This window comes from Terrabacter sp. AAH1, from assembly GCF_054456855.1.
This window is the reverse complement of sequence record NZ_JBTJJV010000001.1, coordinates 311,657-329,814: the sequence shown is the minus strand read 5'-3', so window position 1 is coordinate 329,814 and position 18,158 is coordinate 311,657. Positions and strand designations below refer to the sequence as shown.

At 72.8% G+C, this 18,158-nt stretch carries 13 protein-coding genes; 7 read left to right on the top strand and 6 right to left on the bottom strand.

The features are described from left to right. Positions 1–248: 248 nt before the first annotated feature. Entirely contained in the window at positions 249–2,069 is a 1,821-nt protein-coding gene (locus tag ACXR8F_RS01515; RefSeq protein ID WP_458798473.1) for a DEAD/DEAH box helicase, read from the bottom strand. Positions 2,070–2,309: 240 nt separating this feature from the next. On the opposite strand from ACXR8F_RS01515, the gene ACXR8F_RS01510 reads away from it, so the two are divergent. Beyond that, the gene (locus tag ACXR8F_RS01510; RefSeq protein WP_045191792.1) at positions 2,310–3,002 is read left to right on the top strand and encodes a ferritin-like fold-containing protein; all 693 of its coding nucleotides are present in this window, start codon (positions 2,310–2,312) and stop codon (positions 3,000–3,002) included. Positions 3,003–3,093: 91 nt separating this feature from the next. Here the strand turns inward: ACXR8F_RS01510 and ACXR8F_RS01505 are convergent, their stop codons facing one another. From ACXR8F_RS01505 to ACXR8F_RS01490, 4 genes are all read right to left on the bottom strand, one after another. Beyond that, complete coding sequence (locus ACXR8F_RS01505; protein ID WP_458798472.1) at positions 3,094–3,357, bottom strand: GlsB/YeaQ/YmgE family stress response membrane protein; 264 nt, start codon at positions 3,355–3,357, stop codon at positions 3,094–3,096. Between the two features lie 128 nt (positions 3,358–3,485). Beyond that, on the bottom strand, positions 3,486–3,758 hold the full coding sequence (locus ACXR8F_RS01500) for a GlsB/YeaQ/YmgE family stress response membrane protein (RefSeq protein WP_458798471.1): 273 nt from the start codon (positions 3,756–3,758) through the stop codon (positions 3,486–3,488). A 238-nt stretch (positions 3,759–3,996) separates the two neighbouring features. Next, a complete protein-coding gene (locus tag ACXR8F_RS01495) occupies positions 3,997–4,218 on the bottom strand; it encodes a DUF3107 domain-containing protein (protein ID WP_045193239.1) in 222 nt (73 codons plus the stop codon). 56 nt (positions 4,219–4,274) lie between these two features. Continuing rightward, positions 4,275–4,952, bottom strand: coding sequence for a TetR/AcrR family transcriptional regulator (locus ACXR8F_RS01490; RefSeq protein ID WP_458798470.1), 678 nt, complete (start codon positions 4,950–4,952; stop codon positions 4,275–4,277). 102 nt (positions 4,953–5,054) lie between these two features. On the opposite strand from ACXR8F_RS01490, the gene moeB reads away from it, so the two are divergent. Together moeB and ACXR8F_RS01480 are read left to right on the top strand one after the other, a co-directional pair. After that, positions 5,055–6,233 (top strand): molybdopterin-synthase adenylyltransferase MoeB, encoded by a 1,179-nt coding sequence (gene moeB, locus ACXR8F_RS01485; protein WP_458798469.1) that lies wholly within the window; start codon positions 5,055–5,057, stop codon positions 6,231–6,233. Between the two features lie 43 nt (positions 6,234–6,276). Further along, positions 6,277–7,008 (top strand): MGMT family protein, encoded by a 732-nt coding sequence (locus tag ACXR8F_RS01480; protein ID WP_458798468.1) that lies wholly within the window; start codon positions 6,277–6,279, stop codon positions 7,006–7,008. A gap of 17 nt (positions 7,009–7,025) precedes the next feature. On the opposite strand, the gene ACXR8F_RS01475 is transcribed toward ACXR8F_RS01480, so the two are convergent. Then, on the bottom strand, positions 7,026–8,330 hold the full coding sequence (locus ACXR8F_RS01475) for an FUSC family protein (RefSeq protein ID WP_458798467.1): 1,305 nt from the start codon (positions 8,328–8,330) through the stop codon (positions 7,026–7,028). Positions 8,331–8,494: 164 nt separating this feature from the next. On the opposite strand from ACXR8F_RS01475, the gene ACXR8F_RS01470 reads away from it, so the two are divergent. From ACXR8F_RS01470 to ACXR8F_RS01455, 4 genes are all read left to right on the top strand, one after another. Further along, entirely contained in the window at positions 8,495–8,923 is a 429-nt protein-coding gene (locus ACXR8F_RS01470) for a Fur family transcriptional regulator (protein WP_458798466.1), read from the top strand. Between the two features lie 30 nt (positions 8,924–8,953). Beyond that, positions 8,954–11,230, top strand: a complete 2,277-nt coding sequence (gene katG, locus ACXR8F_RS01465; protein WP_458798465.1) for a catalase/peroxidase HPI — start codon at positions 8,954–8,956, stop codon at positions 11,228–11,230. Between the two features lie 195 nt (positions 11,231–11,425). Beyond that, positions 11,426–14,686 carry an ATP-dependent helicase gene (locus ACXR8F_RS01460; RefSeq protein WP_458798464.1) on the top strand — a complete coding sequence of 1,087 codons (3,261 nt, stop codon included), beginning with the start codon at positions 11,426–11,428 and terminating at the stop codon, positions 14,684–14,686. Then, positions 14,683–18,123, top strand: a complete 3,441-nt coding sequence (locus ACXR8F_RS01455) for an ATP-dependent helicase (protein ID WP_458798463.1) — start codon at positions 14,683–14,685, stop codon at positions 18,121–18,123. The genes ACXR8F_RS01460 and ACXR8F_RS01455 overlap by 4 nt, the downstream gene beginning before the upstream one ends. Positions 18,124–18,158: the final 35 nt, after the last annotated feature.

Sequence of the window (18,158 nt, the reverse complement as noted above, 5' to 3'; positions counted from 1 at the left end):
ATGATGCGGCATCGCTCGCGCCAACGCCAAGAATCTGCCCGGATTCGGGCAAGCGAAGGGCTCCAGGAGGCGGCGATCGCCGGGATCGATCGTCGCGAGCTGGGCACTCGACTGGTCTCAGCATGCGTCGAGTGGCCCTTCCCGACGTGCGGGGACTCGTCCCGGCCAGCAGGGGAGGGCAACGCGAAGGGCTGCGCCCACCGGGTGGTGGGCGCAGCCCTTCGTCAGGAGTGGGGGTCGAGCCCCGGTCAGTCGGTGCCGGAGTCGGCGGAGGCTGCCGCGGCTGCCTCCCCGCTGCTGGAGCGACCGGAGCCGCCGCGGCGCCGGCGCCGGCGCGGCGGGCGGGACTGGCCGTCGTCGGGCGCAGACTCGGCCGGACCGCCGGAGGAGGCCGGCGCCTCGCTGCCGTCCGCTCCGGTGGCGCCGGCGGCACCTGCGGCAGCAGCGCCCGCCCCACGCGTACGGCGGCGGTTGCGGCTGCGACGCGGGCGGCTCTCGCCGCTCTCCGCGTCGCCGCCCTCACGGGCCTCGCGGCCGCCCTCGGAGCGGGAGTCACGCTCCCCGCGGCGCCCGCCACGGTCACCACCTCGGTGGCCCCGGTCGCCACGGTCGCTCCGGTCGCCGCGCTCGCCGGAACGACCGCCACCGCGGCCGTGGCGCTTGCCGGTCTCGCCGAGATCCTCGATCTCCTCGGCCTCGAGGCCGGCGAGCTTCTGCTCGGACCGGCGCAGGTAGCCCTTGGCGTCGGTCGGGATGTCGAGGTCGGAGTAGAGGTGGTCGGAGCTCGAGTACGTCTCCTGCGGCTCGGGGATGCCGAGGTCGAGCGTCTTGTTGATGAGCGCCCAGCGGTGCAGGTCGTCCCAGTCGACGAAGGTCACCGCGACGCCGGTGTTGCCGGCTCGGGCCGTGCGGCCGATGCGGTGCAGGTAGGTCTTCTCGTCCTCGGGGCACTGGTAGTTGATGACGTGCGTGACGTTCTCGACGTCGATGCCGCGGGCCGCGACGTCGGTGGCGACGAGGATGTCGACCTTGCCGTTGCGGAACGCGCGCAGCGCCTGCTCGCGGGCGCCCTGGCCGAGGTCGCCGTGGATCGCGGCGGCCGCGAAGCCGCGCTCGACGAGCTCGTCGGACACCTTGGCGGCCGTCCGCTTGGTGCGGCTGAAGATGATGGTGAGGCCACGGTCCTTCGCCTGGAGCATGCGCGAGAGCATCTCCACCTTGTCCATGGCGTGCGCGCGGTAGACGAACTGCTCGACCGCCTTGACGGTGTGGGCGTTCTCGTTCTCGTCGCCCATCGCGCGGATGTGCGTCGGCTGCGACATGTAGCGACGGGCCAGCGCGACGATGGCGCCCGGCATCGTGGCCGAGAAGAGCATGGTCTGGCGCGTCGCGGGCGTCAGCGACATGAGGGTCTCGACGTCGGGCAGGAAGCCGAGGTCGAGCATCTCGTCGGCCTCGTCGAGCACGACGGTGCGGGCCTGCGACAGGTCGAGGTGGCCCTGCTTGGACAGGTCGATCAGGCGTCCGGGCGTGCCGACGACGACCTCGACCCCCGCCCTGAGCGCCTCGATCTGCGGCTCGTACGCGCGGCCGCCGTAGACGGTGAGCACGCGGATGCCGCGCTTGCGGCCGGCGCGCTCGAGGTCACCGGCAACCTGCACGGCCAGCTCGCGGGTCGGCGCGACCGCGAGGGCCTGGGGCTTGCCGGGGCGCGTGAGGGACTCGAAGCCCTCGTCGCCGGGGGCGACGACGCGGTTCAGGATCGGCACGCCGAAGCCGAGGGTCTTGCCCGTGCCGGTCTTGGCCTGGCCGATGATGTCGTGGCCGGAGAGGGCCACGGGCAGGGTCATCGCCTGGATGGGGAACGGGGTCGTGATGCCGGCCTCGGCGAGGGCGGACACGATGTCGGGGTGGACGTCGAAGTCGGCGAAGGACGGGGCGGGCGCGGCCGGCTCGGCCGGTGCCTCGGCGAGCACCTCGGCCGCGGTCTCGGGGGAGGCGTCCGCGAGCGTCTCGGGCGCGTCCGTGGTGACCTCCGCGTCGGCGGCGGTCTCGTGGGGCTGGGTCATGGGCATCTCTCGATCGGCACGAGCACCCCGCCGATGCGGGAGCTCAGTGGCGCGTGACGGGCCGATCGGAGACTGTCAGGGACGGTGGGTGGCTCTCGCAGCTGGGCGGGCTCCACCGGTGCGCGGGGAGTCCGCGAGCACCATCTGGGCAAACCATCGGGCCGACCGGGCACCGAGTTGTCCCGCTCACTCTACCGGCACCCGGGCAAAAGGCCGGAAACCAATCACTAGATTGGGCCCATGAGCGACGACGCGACGCCCGAAAGCACGGACGAGCCCGGCTACCTCGCCGCGGTCACCGACCTCCTGGGGGCGCTGGCCTACGGCGAGCTGCGGGCCTTCAGCCAGCTGGCCAAGGATGCCGAGCTCGCGCCCACGCTGCGCCACAAGTCGGCGGTCGCCACCCTGGCCGCCCACGAGCTGAAGAACTACTCCGTGCTCACCGAGCGCCTCCAGTCGCTCGGCGTCGAGCCGGAGGCGGCGATGGAGCCGTTCGTGCCGGCGGTCGATGCCTTCCACGAGCGCACGAGCGCCTCGGACTGGCTGGAAGGGCTCGTCAAGGCGTACGTCGGCGAGGGCATCGCCCAGGACTTCTACCGCGAGATCTCGCGCTACGTCGACGAGGACACCCGCTCGCTGGTCGTCAGCGTCCTCGAGGACACCGGGCAGGCCGAGTTCGCGGTGAAGGTGGTCCGCGAGGCGATCACGGCCGACCCCAGGCTCGCCGGGAGGCTCGCGCTCTGGGGGCGTCGGCTCGTCGGCGAGGCGCTCACCCAGGCCCAGCGGGTCGGTGTCGAGCGCGACGCGCTGGCGAGCATCCTCGTCGGGGCACCCGGTCGCGCCGGGGCCGACCTCGCCGAGCTGGGGCGCATGTTCGCCCGACTCACCGACGAGCACTCGCGGCGCATGGAGCGCCTGGGCCTGTCGGCCTGAGGGCGTATGCCGTCCGGTCACCTCCGGGTGCCGGTGCACGACGAAGGGGCCCGACCACTGCGGTCGGGCCCCTTCGTCGTGCTGGTGCGTGTCAGACGGACTTGCTGGTCATGCGGCCGTAGACGACGATCAGGATCGCGGCGACGATGGCGCCCAGGATGAGCGGGATCCAGGCGATGCCGCCGTTGTTGGCGTAGCCGATCTGGCGGACCACGAGGGTGACGATGACGTTGGCGACGATGCCGATGAGGATCGTCACGACGATCGAGATGTTCTGCTTGCCGGGCAGGATGAGTCGACCGAGCGCGCCGATGATGGCGCCGACGATGATTGCGCCGATGATGGTGCTGAGCATGTTTCACAGCTCCTTCTGGTCACTGCGTGGTGACCGTCTGGTCCGCGAGTGCGGACGGTTCGTGCAACGAACTCAATGTCTCACTGCTTGGGACTGGAGTGGTGGATGTGGCGTGTCACATTTGCGCTTCAGCGCGTCTGGCGGTTGCCCGTGACCATCCCGTAGCCGACGATGAGCGCGGCCGCGACGACGACACCGATCAGGCCGGAGATCCAGTCGATCCCCTTGGTGTCGTTGACCCCGGTCGCCTTGTAGTAGATGAAGGCGCCGATGAGGGAGCCGAGGGCTCCCAGGACGACGGTGAGCAGGACGCCCATGTTCTGCCTTCCGGGCAGCACCAACCGAGCCAGCGGGCCCACGATCGCTCCCGCGACGAGGGCCATCAGGATGGTTCCGATCATGACTTCGCGTTCCTCCTTGGTTGCCCGGGCGGCGGGCGACGGCGACCGGTGGTCCCGGCACGCTCTCATCCAACCCCTTACCCCCGTCGCGCCGTTGTCCCACGCGTGGCCGTGATCTGACGACACGGCATACGGGACGGGACGCAGAGGGCCGCCGACCTGATGGTCGACGGCCCTCTGTGGCGTCCGGTGGGACGCCGGATGCGTTGGGGGAGAGTGCTGCTCGCCCCGGCGGCGCTCAGTGTGCGCCGAAGCCCACGCCCGCCTTGCGCTCTGCCCCGGTCGTGACGTAGCCGATCGAGGCGGACGGGACGATGATGCGCCCGCCCTTGTCGTCGGTCAGCTCGAGCACGTCGGATCCCAGGGCCGCCTTGACGGCGGAGAAGATCTCCTCGCTCGACTGCGTCGTCTCGAAGGTGATCTCGCGCGCCACGTTCTGCACGCCGATGCGGACCTCCACGTCAAACCTGCTTTCTCAGTTCGTGTGGACGCGGTCGACCGCGTCCCGTCGTCACCTTAACCAGCAGTCGTGCCGACGGATTCCCGGGCCGCGTCGCTCGGCCTGTCGCCCTCCGCCTTGCCGACCGCGGGGAACGCGCCGAAACCGCGGCGGATGAGGGCTGCGGTGATGCGCACCGCCGTCTCCTTGGAGAGCGTCGCCTCGTGCGTCAGCCAGTGGCGCGCCGAGGTCTGGGCGAGGCCCACGAAGGCGACGCCGACGAGGACGGCCTCCTCCTGGTCCATCGACGTCTCGCTGCGGATGATCTCGGCCATCGCCTGGGCGCACGTGAGGTCGATCTGGTCGAGGCGCCGGCGGACCTCGGGCTCGTTGGCGAGGTCGGACTCGAAGATGAGCCGGAACGCGGCGCCCTCCTGGCCGACGAAGTCGAAGTAGGCCCGCGTCATCGTGTTGATGCGGGCCTTGTTGTCGGGCAGCGTCAGGGCGTCGCGGACGAGCTGCTCGAGCTCGCCGGTGTGCTGGTCGATGAGGGCGAGGTAGAGCTCGAGCTTGCCCGGGAAGTGCTGGTAGAGAACGGGCTTGGAGACCCCGGCGCGCGCGGCGATGTCGTCCATCGCGGCCGCGTGGTAGCCGTTCTCGACGAACACTCCGAGGGCGGCGTCGAGCAGCTGGGCCCGGCGCTCGGATCGGGGCAGCCGCTGGCCGCGGCCCGGCGGGGTCATCTCGTCTGCCATGCGGGTCCTCTTCGCGTCTGCGCGTGTCGCTGGTGCCTGCTCGCCGGCCGCCGAGTCGGACGACCGTGTCCGTCTCACCATACCGAGCAGTACGGTGAGGGCATGTCGACGGATCCGCTGGTCAAGACGGGTCGGCCGCTGTCCAGGGCGGAGACGACAAGGTATGCGCGGCACGTCCTGCTCCCTGACGTGGGGCGCGCCGGGCAGGAGCGGCTGTCGGCGGCGCGCGTGCTCGTCGTCGGCGCCGGGGGACTGGGGTCACCGGCGCTGCTCTACCTCGCGGCCGCGGGCGTGGGCACGATCGGCGTCGCCGACGCCGACGTCGTCGACCTCACGAACCTCCACCGGCAGGTCATCCACTCCGACGCCGACATCGGCCGGCCCAAGACCGAGTCGGCCGAGGCCGCGGTCCACCGCGTCAACCCGCACGTCACCGTCGTGCGTCACGACGTCGCCCTCGACTCGTCGAACGCGTTGGAGATCATCGGCGGCTACGACCTCGTCGTCGACGGCACCGACAACTTCCCGACGCGCTACCTCGTCAACGACGCCTGCGCCATGCTCGGCAAGCCGCACGTGTGGGGCTCGATCCTGCGTTTCGACGGCCAGGTGTCGGTCTGGTGGGCCGGCCACGGACCCTGCTACCGCTGCGTCTTCCCCGACCCGCCGCCGCCGGGATCGGTGCCGAGCTGCGCCGAGGGCGGTGTGCTCGGCGTCCTGTGCGCTGCCATCGGGTCGGTCCAGTCGACCGAGGCGATCAAGCTGCTGCTCGGCATCGGCGAGCCGCTCGTCGGGCGGCTCATGGTGCATGACGCCCTGCGCCAGACGTGGGACACCCTGACCGTCCGCGCCGACCCCGATTGCCCCGTCTGCGGTGACCGACCCACCGTGACCGAGCTCGTCGACTACGTCGAGTTCTGCGGCGTGCCGGGCGCGGCAGCCCCCGACGAGGGCGACCTGCCGACGGTCACGGTCCGCGAGATGGCCGCCGAGCTCGAGGCCGTCGACCCGCCGCTCCTGGTCGACGTGCGCGGCGACGAGGAGCGGGCGATCGCGAGCATCCCCGGTGCCGTCGCGATCCACCTCGACCGCTTCCGGTCCGGTGAGGCGTTCGACGAGCTGCCCTCGGACAGAAGGGTGCTCATCCACTGCAAGGTCGGCGGCCGCTCCGCGGAGGCGACTCGCCTGGCCCTGAGGGCGGGGCTCACCGACGTCGCGAACGTCGAGGGCGGCATACTCGCGTACCTGCGGGAGATCGACCCGAGCCAACCGGAGTACTGAGCCACCCGCGTACGCCTGAACCACCGACCGCGAGAGGACGCCCGTGCCGCTGGAGGACCACGCCGAGCGGGTGCTCGACCTCGTCGCGACGATCCCGGAGGGGCGGGTGCTCGCCTACGGCGACATCGCGAAACGCCTCGGCGGCATGGGCCCCCGGACCGTCGGCACGGTCATGAGCCGCTACGGCTCCGACGTGTCGTGGTGGCGCGTCATCCGCTCCGACGGCCGTCCGCCACAGGGGCTCGAGGACGAGGCGGTCGAGCACTGGCGAGCCGAGGGCACCCCGATGGTGCGTGGTCTCGTCGACGGTGGGCGTGCCGACATGGACCGGGCCCGGTGGGACTTCGGCGGAGCGCCCGGTGGCCCGGGCTCGTCGGGCACCCGCGGCGGCCTCCACCACGTCGAGATCTGGGTCGACGACATCGCCGCCGCCGGGCGCGAGTGGGGGTGGCTGCTGGGCCGCCTCGGCTACCACCTCGGCGACGACTGGGGCCACGGCCAGGCGTGGGAGCTCGGCTCGCTCTACGTCGTGCTCGAGGCCGGCCCCGACGTCGTGGCGGGTCGCCACGAGCGCACGCGTGCCGGCCTGAACCACCTTGCCTTCCATGGTGGTTCGCGCGCCGAGGTCGACGCCTTGGTCGAGGAGTGCGGCGACGGAGGCTGGACCCTGATGTTCGCCGACACGCACCCGTACGCCGGTGGTCCCCAGCACTACGCCGCCTACCTCGAGAGCGGCGAGGGGTTCGAGGTCGAGGTCGTCGCGGCCGAGCGCTAGTCGGCGATGGTGGCGTGTCAGCGCGGGTTGCGGCGACCGCGCACCGGCCGCAGCCCGCGGGGGTAGGGACGGTCCGGATGGGGGAGTGCGACGTCGACGATCCGCGGGAGCTGCGCCAGCGGCCGACGCTGCTGGTCCTCCTTCCACTGCTGGTGTACGCGGGCCCGGTCCTCGAGGTCGAGCCGCGACAGCACCTGCTCGACGGCGGCCAGGATGGAGCCGCGCAGCAGCCACGAGGTGTCCTCCCTGGCCCGCACGAGGATGAGCTCGGTGAGGATCGCCTGGGTCTCACGGAGGATGTCGAGGCTCTCGGCGAGCGCCGTGTCCGTGTCCTGGTCGCGGCCCTCGGACTCGGCGATGACGAAGCCACCGAAGGCGCGAAGGCAGTCGGCGCTGTCGTGCAGGACCACGGCGAACGCCGAGCGCAGCTCGGCGCCGTAGGGGTCCTCCGGGGCACCCGCGGGTGGCAGCTCTGCCAGCAGCACGGTGAAGAGGGCGCGGATGGCGAGGAGACACTGCTCGAAGGTGTCGAGGGCCGAGGCGAGGACCGGCTCGACGTCCACGGTGCCGAGGGCCCGCGGGTTGAAGCGTCGACTCTCCTTGAGGTGGCCGATCGTCCCGGTGGCGCGGGCGACCTCGCGGTTCGCCGAGCGGACCCGGTCGACCCACGCCGCGACCTCGTCACGGGTCACCGGGCCCTGCTCGAGCTGCTCTGCGGCGTGGTCGAGTGCGGAGGCGGCGGCCTCGACCACCCGCAGCAGCGCCTGCCTCGCCTGCCCGATCGGCATGGCGGGTGGGTAGACGACGTTGAAGGCCACCCCGACGGCGGCACCGACCAGGGTGTTGACGATCCTCGTCTCTGACGCGACGTCGTGGTTGCTCACCCCGAGGATGAGCATGGCGCTGATCGGCGTCTCGAGCGCCTGCTCGCCGAGGCGCAGCACCTTGGCCAGCAGCAGGGATGCCGCGATCGCGGCGCCGAGGCTCCACCACGTCAGGCCGATCCACGTCGAGAGCAGGGTGGCGACGAGGATGCCGGAGAGCACCGCGCCGACCCGGACGGCACTCATCTTGATCGTCGAGAACGCCGAGGCCTGCACGACGAGCAGGGCCGTGAGGGGCCCGGTCAGGTCGGGGTTGCCGGGGGTGATCAGCTGCGAGAGCACGTAGGCGGCCACGGCGGCCGCGGTGAGGCGCAGGACGGTGCCGAGGGTGGGGCGCAGCCGGGCAGGGACGTCGCGCCACGTCGCCGGGTGGCCCGGCCACGCCCAGTCGGCGAGGCGGCCCCACGGCGACTCCCGGCTGCCGGTGCCTGGTGACATACGCTGCCCCCGCGTGTGCGAAGTGGTCTCGCGTCCTGGCGGTGCGGCCGCCCGTCCGCCCCCTGCGCATCGTACGAGAGGGAGCACCGGGACACCCCGCGGATGTCGCAGCGAGTTGGGCCACAAGACTTGATTTGTTCAAGTAAACCCGAAAGACTCCGGACATGCCCCTCACTGACGTCGAAGCGCTGCTGCGCGAGTCGGGGCTGCGCGTCACGCGGCAGCGTGTCGCGGTCCTCGAGGTGCTGGAGGAGCACCCGCACGCCGACACCGACTCCGTGATCCGCCGGGTCCGCGAGGCCGCCGGCGACATCTCGCACCAAGCGGTCTACGACGTGCTCCGCGCCCTCACCGACGCCGGGCTGCTGCGGCGCATCCAGCCGGCCGGCTCGGTCGCGCGCTACGAGGTCCGGGTCGGCGACAACCACCACCACCTCGTGTGCCGCTCGTGCGGCACCATCGCCGACGTCGACTGCGCCATCGGCCCGGCCCCCTGCCTCACGGCCTCCGACGACCACGGCTTCGTCATCGACCAAGCCGAGGTGACCTACTGGGGCACCTGCCCCGACTGCCTGACCACCCGTATTGCCTGAAGTGACAACGATGCCCGGAAGGACCCACTCATGACCGACAGCCCCAACGACGTCACGCCCGAGAGCCCGCAGGGGGTGGACCGCAAGGCTGGAGGCGGCTGCCCGGTCATGCACGACTCCGCCACGGCCCAGGGCAGCGAGAGCGAGAACCCCGCCCTCGACTCCCCGACGCCCAAGACCGGCGGCCGGCCGCACGGCATCAAGGACTGGTGGCCCAACTCCCTCGACCTGTCGGTGCTGCGCACCCATTCGTCCAAGAGCAACCCGCTCGGGTCGGACTTCGACTATGCCACCGAGTTCGCCAAGCTCGACCTCGACGCGCTCAAGCAGGACGTCGTCGACGTGCTGCACGACTCGCAGGACTGGTGGCCGGCCGACTTCGGGCACTACGGCGGCCTCATGATCCGACTCAGCTGGCACGCCGCCGGCACCTACCGCATCTACGACGGGCGGGGTGGCGCCGGCGACGGCGGCCAGCGCTTCGCTCCGCTCAACAGCTGGCCCGACAACGGCAACCTCGACAAGGCCCGCCGCCTGCTCTGGCCGGTCAAGCAGAAGTACGGCCAGAAGATCTCGTGGGCCGACCTGCTGGTGCTCGCCGGCAACGTCGCCCTCGAGGACATGGGTTTCCAGACCTTCGGCTTCGGCTTCGGCCGCGAGGACGTCTGGGAGCCCGAGGAGATCTTCTGGGGTCCCGAGGACAGCTGGCTCGGCGACGAGCGCTACTCCGGTGAGCGGCAGCTCGACGAGATGCTCGGTGCGGTCCAGATGGGCCTCATCTACGTCAACCCCGAGGGTCCCAACGGCAACCCCGACCCGGTCGCCTCCGCCCGCGACATCCGCGACACCTTCGCCCGCATGGCGATGAACGACGAGGAGACCGTCGCCCTCATCGCCGGTGGCCACACCTTCGGAAAGACCCACGGCGCGGGCGACCCCGACCTCGTCGGCCCGGAGCCCGAGGGCGCCCCCCTCGAGCAGCAGGGACTCGGCTGGAAGAGCGAGTACGCCTCCGGCAAGGGTGCCGACGCCATCACGTCCGGCCTCGAGGTGACGTGGACCCGCACCCCGGTGCAGTGGAGCAACGACTACTTCGAGTTCCTGTTCAAGTACGAGTGGGAGCTCGAGGAGAGCCCCGCCGGCGCCCACCAGTGGGTCGCCAAGGACGCCGAGGCGGTCATCCCCGGCCCGACGCCCGACTCACCGAAGCGCAAGCCGACGATGCTGACGAGCGACCTCGCCCTTCGCTTCGACCCCGAGTACGAGAAGATCTCGCGCCGGTTCCTCGAGAACCCCGACGAGTTCGCGCTGGCGTTCGCCAAGGCCTGGTACAAGCTGCTCCACCGCGACATGGGCCCGGTCTCGCGCTACCTCGGGCCCTGGGTCCCGGAGCCGCAGCTCTGGCAGGACCCGGTCCCGTCCCCCGAGGGCGAGCCGGTCGGCGACGCCGACGTGGCAGCCCTCAAGGAGAAGGTCCTGGGCTCCGGACTGTCCGTCTCGCAGCTCGTCTCCACCGCGTGGGCGTCGGCCGCGACCTTCCGCTCCACCGACAAGCGCGGTGGCGCCAACGGCGCGCGGATCCGTCTGGAGCCGCAGCGCGGCTGGGCCGTCAACCAGCCCGAGCAGCTGGCCGAGGTCCTCGAGAAGCTCGAGGGCATCCAGAAGGAGTTCAACGAGGCGGGCGGCGCGCAGGTCTCGCTCGCCGACCTCATCGTGCTCGCTGGCTCCGCGGCCGTCGAGAAGGCGGCCAGGGACGCCGGGGTCGAGGTGACCGTGCCGTTCCACGCAGGCCGCACCGACGCGACGCAGGAGCAGACCGACACCGAGTCGTTCGCCGTGCTCGAGCCCCGCGCCGACGGGTTCCGCAACTACCTGCGTCCCGGCGTGAAGCTGCAGCCGGAGGTGCTGCTCGTCGACCGCGCGTACATGCTCGGCCTCACGGCTCCGGAGATGACGGTTCTCGTCGGCGGCCTCCGGGCGCTCGGCAACAACGTCGGCGGCACCGCCCACGGTGTGCTCACCGACCGCCCCGGCGTGCTGACGAACGACTTCTTCACCAACCTGCTCGCCTCCGGCACGCAGTGGAAGACGTCGGTGTCGGAGGAGAACGTCTACGACATCACCGACGTCGCCACGGGTGAGCGCAAGTGGACCGCGACGGCCGTCGACCTCATCTTCGGCTCGAACTCGCAGCTGCGGGCCCTGGCCGAGGTGTACGCGAGCGACGACGCCCGCGAGAAGTTCGTCCACGACTTCGTCGCCGCCTGGACGAAGGTCATGGAGGCCGACCGGTTCGACCTGAAGTGACGTCGTGACTCGCTCGTGACGCGCCCGTGACCGCGGGGTGAGGGCCCGGGTCGGCATCGTGCCGACCCGGGCCCTTCGCGATCGCCGGCACGCCGACCCGATGGCGTATGCCGTGCGCTGGTGCGTGGCGGACGCCGCGGCCTCGGGCGGGCGGGGCGTCGTGACCCTGTCGGTGCCCCGTGGTGGAATCTGCGGGTGGTCATCCTCCGTCGAGCTCCCGCCGTCGAGTCGGCGGCGGTGCGGCTCGACGAGCGGCAGCAGGAGGCTCTCGACTCGGAGGCTCAGGTGCTGCGGGTCCTCGGCGGCCCGGGTTCGGGCAAGTCCACGCTCGCGGTCGAGCTCGTCGTCGACGCGGTGCGCCGGCACGGCCTGCGGGCGGACGCCTGCCTCATGCTCACGTCGAGCCGCAGCGCGGCAGCGGGTCTGCGGCAGCAGGTCACGGCCCGCCTCGACGGCACCTCCACCGAGTCGCTCGCACGCACCTGGCAGGCCTTCGGGTTCGGCATCCTCCGGGCCGAGGCGGCGCTGCACGGCCAGCCGCCGCCGCGGCTGCTCAACGGGCCCGAGCAGGACGTCATCCTCCGCGACCTGCTCGCCGGGCACGCGTCCGGAGAAGTGCCGGGGCCCAGCTGGCCCGCCGGACTCGGCGACGCGCTGCGCACCCGCGGCTTCCGCAACGAGCTGCGCGACCTGCTGATGCGCACCGTCGAGCACGGCCTCGGCCCCGACGACCTCGCGCGGCTCGGCCTGCAGCACGCCCGGCCCGAGTGGGTGGCGGCCGCGCAGGTGCTCCGCGAGTACGACCAGGTCACCTCGTTCAGCCGGCACGGGTCCTACGACCCGGCGTGGGTGCTCACCGCTGCCGCCGAGCTGCTCGTCGACGACCCCTCGGCCCTCGACCGCCTCCACGAGCGCATCGGCCTCGTCGTGGTCGACGAGGCGCAGGAGCTCACCTCGGCAGCCGCGCGCCTGCTGCGCGTCGTGGCGCGCGGCGGGCCCCGCATCGTCCTGCTGGGGGACCCTGATGTCGCCGTGCAGACCTTCCGTGGGGCTGACCCCCGGTTCCTCGCAAGCGGGTGGAGCGAGCTCGGCGAGGTCCCCCGCAACCCGTACGCCCTCGGTGACGAGCCGACGCTGCTCGACTTCATCGAGCCCGAGACACCTGCCGGTCGGGCCGGGGCGAGCGGTCACCGCGGCACGGCGACCGTCGTGCTCGACCGCAGCCACCGACTGGGTCCCGCCCTCGCCGCGGTCGCCGACCGCGTCTCGCGGCGCATCGGGGCTCTCGGCGGCGGCGAGCAGCGCCGCAGGGCCGCGGCGGACGCGCCGCGGTCCACCGTCGAGGTCGCCCTCCTGCGGTCGGCGGCCCAGGAGACGGCCCACGTCGCGGCGCTGCTGCGCCGGGCGCACCTCGTGGAGGGCGTGCCATGGACCGAGATGGCCGTCGTCGTGCGCGGCTCGGCCCGCGCCGACACGATGCGCCGTCTGCTGGGGCAGGCCGGTGTGCCGGTGGAGGCGGGCAGTGCCGAGACCCCGGTCCGCGACGAGAGCGCCGTGCGGCCCCTGCTGCACCTGCTCGCCGAGAGCCTCGAGGTCGCGCGGGGGGAGCACCGCGGAGAGCAGCACGTCATCGACCCGGTGCGCGCGGCCGACCTCGTGCTCTCACCGATCGGCGGCGCCGACACGGTGGGTCTGCGCCGGCTGCGTCGCCACCTGCGCCACGACGAGCTGGCGTCGGGTGGGGGTCGTTCCAGCGACGAGCTGCTCGCGCAGCTGCTGCTCGACGCCCCGCGGGCGGCACTGATGGGTGGTGTCGCCCGGCCCGCAGCCCGCGTGGCGGCGGCCCTCGCCGCCGGAGCGGCCGCGGCCCGCCTGCGCGACGACGGTCGCTGGGCCAGCGGAGTCGACGCCGAGTCGGTCCTGTGGGCCATCTGGCAGGGTGCCGGCGTCGCCGAGGGCTGGCGGCGGGCAGCCCTCGCGGGCGGGTCCACGGGCGAACGCGCCGACCGCGACCTCGACGCCGTGCTCGCCCTGTTCGACGCCGCGGGCGCCTTCGTCGACCGGCTGCCGACGGCCGGACCCGACACCTTCCTCGAGCACATCCAGGGCCAGGACGTCCCCGGCGACACCCTGCTCGTCGGTGGGCAGTCCGGCGGCCGCGTCTCGCTCGTCACGCCGCAGACCGCCGCCGGGCGCCAGTGGCGCATCGTCGTCGTCGCCGGTGTCCAGGAGGGCGTGTGGCCCGACCTGCGCCTGCGCGGTTCGGTGCTCGGTTCCGAAGACCTCGTCGACGTCGTCGCCCAGCGCCCGGTGGGCTTCCGTGCCGCGCAGGCGGCGGTGCGCTACGACGAGACCCGCCTCTTCCTCGTCGCCGTCACCCGGGCCACCGAGCGGCTGCTCGTCACCGCGGTGGGCAACGAGGACGAGCAGCCGTCGGTCTACCTCGACCTGGTTGACCCACCCGCCAGCGCCCGCCTCTCCGACGAGGTGCGACCGCACACCGAGGTCGCCCGCACGATGACGCTGCCAGGTCTCGTCGGAGAGCTGCGGCGCGAGGTCACGAGCCCCGACACCGCGGTGGCCGAGCGTGCCATGGCCCTGCTCGCCGTGGCCGCGCGCGAGGGGGTGCGGGGCGCCGACCCGTCGTCGTGGTGGGCACTGCGCGACGTCACGAGCGACGGACCGGTGCGCTCCGCCGACGAGCCGGTGCCCGTCTCCCCGTCCAAGGTGACGTACTTCAACGAGTGCGGCCTGCGGTGGTTCCTCACGGCCGTGGGGGGCGAAGGGGTGCAGCTCGGGGCGGCGTCGGTCGGCACGTTCGTCCACGACATCGTCGCCGAGCAGCCCGACGCGTCGCGTGAGCAGCTCGACGCCGAGGTCGACGCCCGGTGGGGCCGGCTCGGCCTGCCACCGGGCTGGGTCACCGACCGCACCCGCGGCGAGGCCCACGACATGGTGGCCCGTTTCGTCGCCTACCGCGACGAGGCCGAGCGAGAGCGCGAGCGGGTCGGTGTCGAGACCCCGTTCCGCGTCCAGGTGGGTCGCGCCGTGGTGGCCGGCCGCGTCGACCGCATCGAGCGTGACCGCGACGGTGGCCTGCGCATCGTCGACCTCAAGACCGGCACGAGCAAGCCGACCCGGGCCGACCTCGCCGAGCACGGCCAGCTCGGCGCCTACCAGGTGGCGGTCGAGGAGGGTGGCTTCACCGAGCTCGGCGACCACAGCGCCGGGGCGGCACTCGTCTTCATCGGCAAGGGAGGGCTCTCCGGCCTCAAGCCCGCGGTGCTGACCCAGGAGGCGCTGGCCGGCGTGACCGACCCCACCTGGGCACGCGCCCTCATCGAGGCCACGGCCGACGGGATGGGCGCCGCGACGTTCACGGCCTCGCAGGGCACGTGCCGCACCTGCCCGGTGCGCTCGTCCTGTCCCGTCCAGCCCGAAGGTGAGGCGCTGTGACCGAGACCCTCGACCGTCCCGCCACTGCCGTGCGCCACTCCGCGCGCGACATCGCGGTCGCCCTCGAGCTACCGCCGCCGACACCGGAGCAGACGGCCGTCATCGAGGCGGGGCCCGGGCCGCTCCTCGTCGTCGCCGGCGCCGGCTCCGGCAAGACCGAGACGATGGCCGCCCGCGTCGTGTGGCTCGTCGCCAACGACCTCGTCACCCCGGACCAGGTGCTCGGCCTCACCTTCACGCGCAAGGCCGCGGCCGAGCTCTCCGCCCGCATCGGCAAGCGACTGCGCGGTCTCGAGCGCGCCGGCCTGTGGACCCCGCCCGCCGACGACGGCACGGGCGCCGAGGTGCTCGGCGGCACCCCGACCGTCTCCACGTACCACTCGTACGCCGGCCGCCTCGTGCGCGAGCACGCTCTCCGCGTCGGCATCGAGCCGGAGTTCCGTGTGCTCACGGAGGCCGGTGCCTGGCAGCTCGCGGCCGAGTCCGTGTCACGGTGGGACGGCCCCATGGACGGCATGACCCGGTCCGAGGCCAACATCATCGACGCCGTCATGTCGCTCGCGGGCGAGATGGCCGAGCACGTCCGCACGCCGTCCGAGGTGACGGCGCACCTGGACGAGGTGCTCGCCCGTCTCGACGCGCTGCCCGACGGCGACGGCAAGGGCAGCCTGACACCTGCCAAGGAGGTGCTCACCGTGCTGCGCGAGCGCCGGCTCGTGCTGCCGGTCGTCGAGGCGTTCCTCGAGCTCAAGCGCTCGCGCGAGTCGCTCGACTTCGCCGACCAGATCGCCCTCGCTGCCCGGCTCGCCTCGACCATGCCGCAGGTGGGCCAGATCGAGCGCGAGCGTTTCACGGCGGTACTGCTCGACGAGTTCCAGGACACCTCCGAGGCCCAGCTGACGCTGCTCCGCAGCCTCTTCCACGATCCCGCCGTCGCGCTGACGGCCGTCGGTGATCCCAACCAGTCGATCTACGGATGGCGCGGCGCGAGCGCGACCACGCTGCTGCGGTTCCCCGCCGAGTTCGCCGGTACGCACGGGCCGGCCGACGTGCTGCCGCTGTCGACGAGCTGGCGCAACGACGAGCTCATCCTCGCGGCCGCCAACGTCACGGCCGCGCCCTTGGCGACGGCGCACGTGCAGCCGCTGGCCGCGCGACCGGGCGCGGGCCCGGGCACCGTCACGATCGACCGGCTCGAGTCGGCCGAGGTGGAGGCCGCGCACGTGGCGGCCTGGGTGGCCGAGCGCTGGCGTTCGCCGAGCGGGCGGCGCACGGGACGGTCCGCAGCGGTGCTGTGCCGGCGCCGCTCGTCCTTCCCGCTCGTCATCGACGCGTTACGGGCCGCCGACCTGCCCGTCGAGGTGGTGGGCCTCGGGGGACTGCTCGTGACGCCCGAGGTGAGCGACCTCGTCGCGGCGCTATGGGTGGTGCAGGACCCGACTCGCGGCGACCAGCTCATGCGCCTGCTCACCGGACCCCTCGTGCGTCTTGGGGCCGCCGACCTCGCCGGCCTCTGGGCGTGGGCCCGCGACCTGCACGGCCGGCCCGTGGCCCCCAGCGCTGCCGGGGAGCAGCCTGACGACGGAGCGCCTGCTGACTCAACGGCTGTCGGTCACGCCGACGCGAGCAGCGGCGCGTCCGAAGAGCCGCCGGCTGACAACGAGCGGTCCGACGACGACCGGCGGGGGAGCGACCTCGCCACCGACAGCGCCGACACGGCCACGCTCGTCGAGGCGCTCGACGAGCTCCCACGGCCCGGCTGGGTCGCCCGTGACGGCGCCCGCATCGGGCCGGAGGCGTTGCGCCGCCTGCACGCCCTGGCCGACGTCGTGCGCCGGCTGCGTCGTCTGACGGCGCTGCCGCTCGTCGACCTCGTCGCCGAGGCCGAGGTCGCCCTCGGCCTCGACATCGAGGTGCTGGCCAGGCATGAGCACACCGCCTCGACGGCACGGGTGCACCTCGACGCCTTCGCCGACGTCGCGGCTCGCTACGCGACGAGCGCCGACCGCCCGACGCTGAGCGGCTTCCTCGCGTGGCTGGAGGCCGCCCGTGAGCAGGAGCGCGGGCTCGACGCCGGGCACGTCGAGTCCGACGCCGACGCCGTCCAGGTGCTCACCGTCCACGCCTCGAAGGGCCTCGAGTGGGACGTCGTCGCGATCCCCGCCCTCGTCGAGGGGGCGTTCCCCGACCACGCGTCGACCTCGGTGTCGCTCGTCGCCGACTCCGACCCCCCCGAGTACGCCTGCTCGGGCACCCCCAAGGACAAGGGCTGGCTCGTCGGGCTCGACTCGCTGCCCTACGACCTGCGCGGCGACCGCGACGGGCTCCCGCACCTCGACTGGCGCAGCGTCCCCGACCGCAAGCAGCTCGGCGCCGCCATCGAGGAGTTCGCGCTCGCGGGCGGGCGCCACGCCGTCGCGGAGGAGCGCCGCCTCGCCTACGTCGCCGTGACGCGCGCCCGCAACGACGTGCTGCTCACCACCCACGTCTGGGGAGCGACGAAGAAGACCCTCTCGGTGCCCAGCCGCTTCCTCCTGGAGATCCGCGACGCTCTGGGCGACGCCGTCACGCAGCAGGTGTGGCACCCGGCGCCAGACCCTGTCGAGGACTCCAAGGGGCGTGCCGTCGCGCCGACGAACCCCTACCTCGTCGACCCCGTCTCGGCGATGTGGCCGCACGACCCGATGGCCCACCGCCGTGCGGCCCTCGACGGTGTCGTCGACCGGCTCGCCGAGGCGGTGCGGTCGGGCGATGCACCACCCGTCGGAGACCCTCGCCTCGACGACCTGCGGCTGCTGCTGGCCGAGCAGTCCGCGCGCCGTTCGCGCGGTGAGCCCGTCGTCGACGTGCCCCGCCACCTGTCGGCGTCGGCCGTCGTGTCGTTGGCCCGCGACGTCGAGGCCTTCGCGATGAACCTGCGTCGCCCGATGCCGAGCGCCCCAGCCGTGGCCGCGCGCCAGGGCACGGCCTTCCACGCCTGGATCGAGGAGCACTACTCGAGGGCCGCCATGGTCGACCTGCTCGACCTCCCGGGCAGCGCCGACGAAGGCGCGTCCGACGACACCCACCTCGATGTCATGAAGGAGCACTTCCTCGCCAGCGAGTGGGCCGACCGCGTGCCCGACGAGATCGAGCTGTCGATCGAGACCCTCATCGACGGCATCGCCGTGCGTGGTCGCATCGACGCCGTCTTCGCCCGCGACGACGGCGGCTGGACGGTCGTCGACTGGAAGACCGGTGCACGTCCCACGGGCCGCGACGCCCGCGTGCGCGCGATCCAGCTCGCCGCGTACGCCGTCGCGTTCGCCAGGCTGCGCGGCGTCGACCCGGGTGACGTCGACGCGGCCTTCTACTACGCGGCCGAGGGAATCACCGTGCGACCGGAGATCCCGAGCGAGTCCGACCTCGTCGACCTGCTGCGCACCCTTCCCGCGTAGACGTCCGGGCGGCAGCGGGGACACAGCGGGGACAC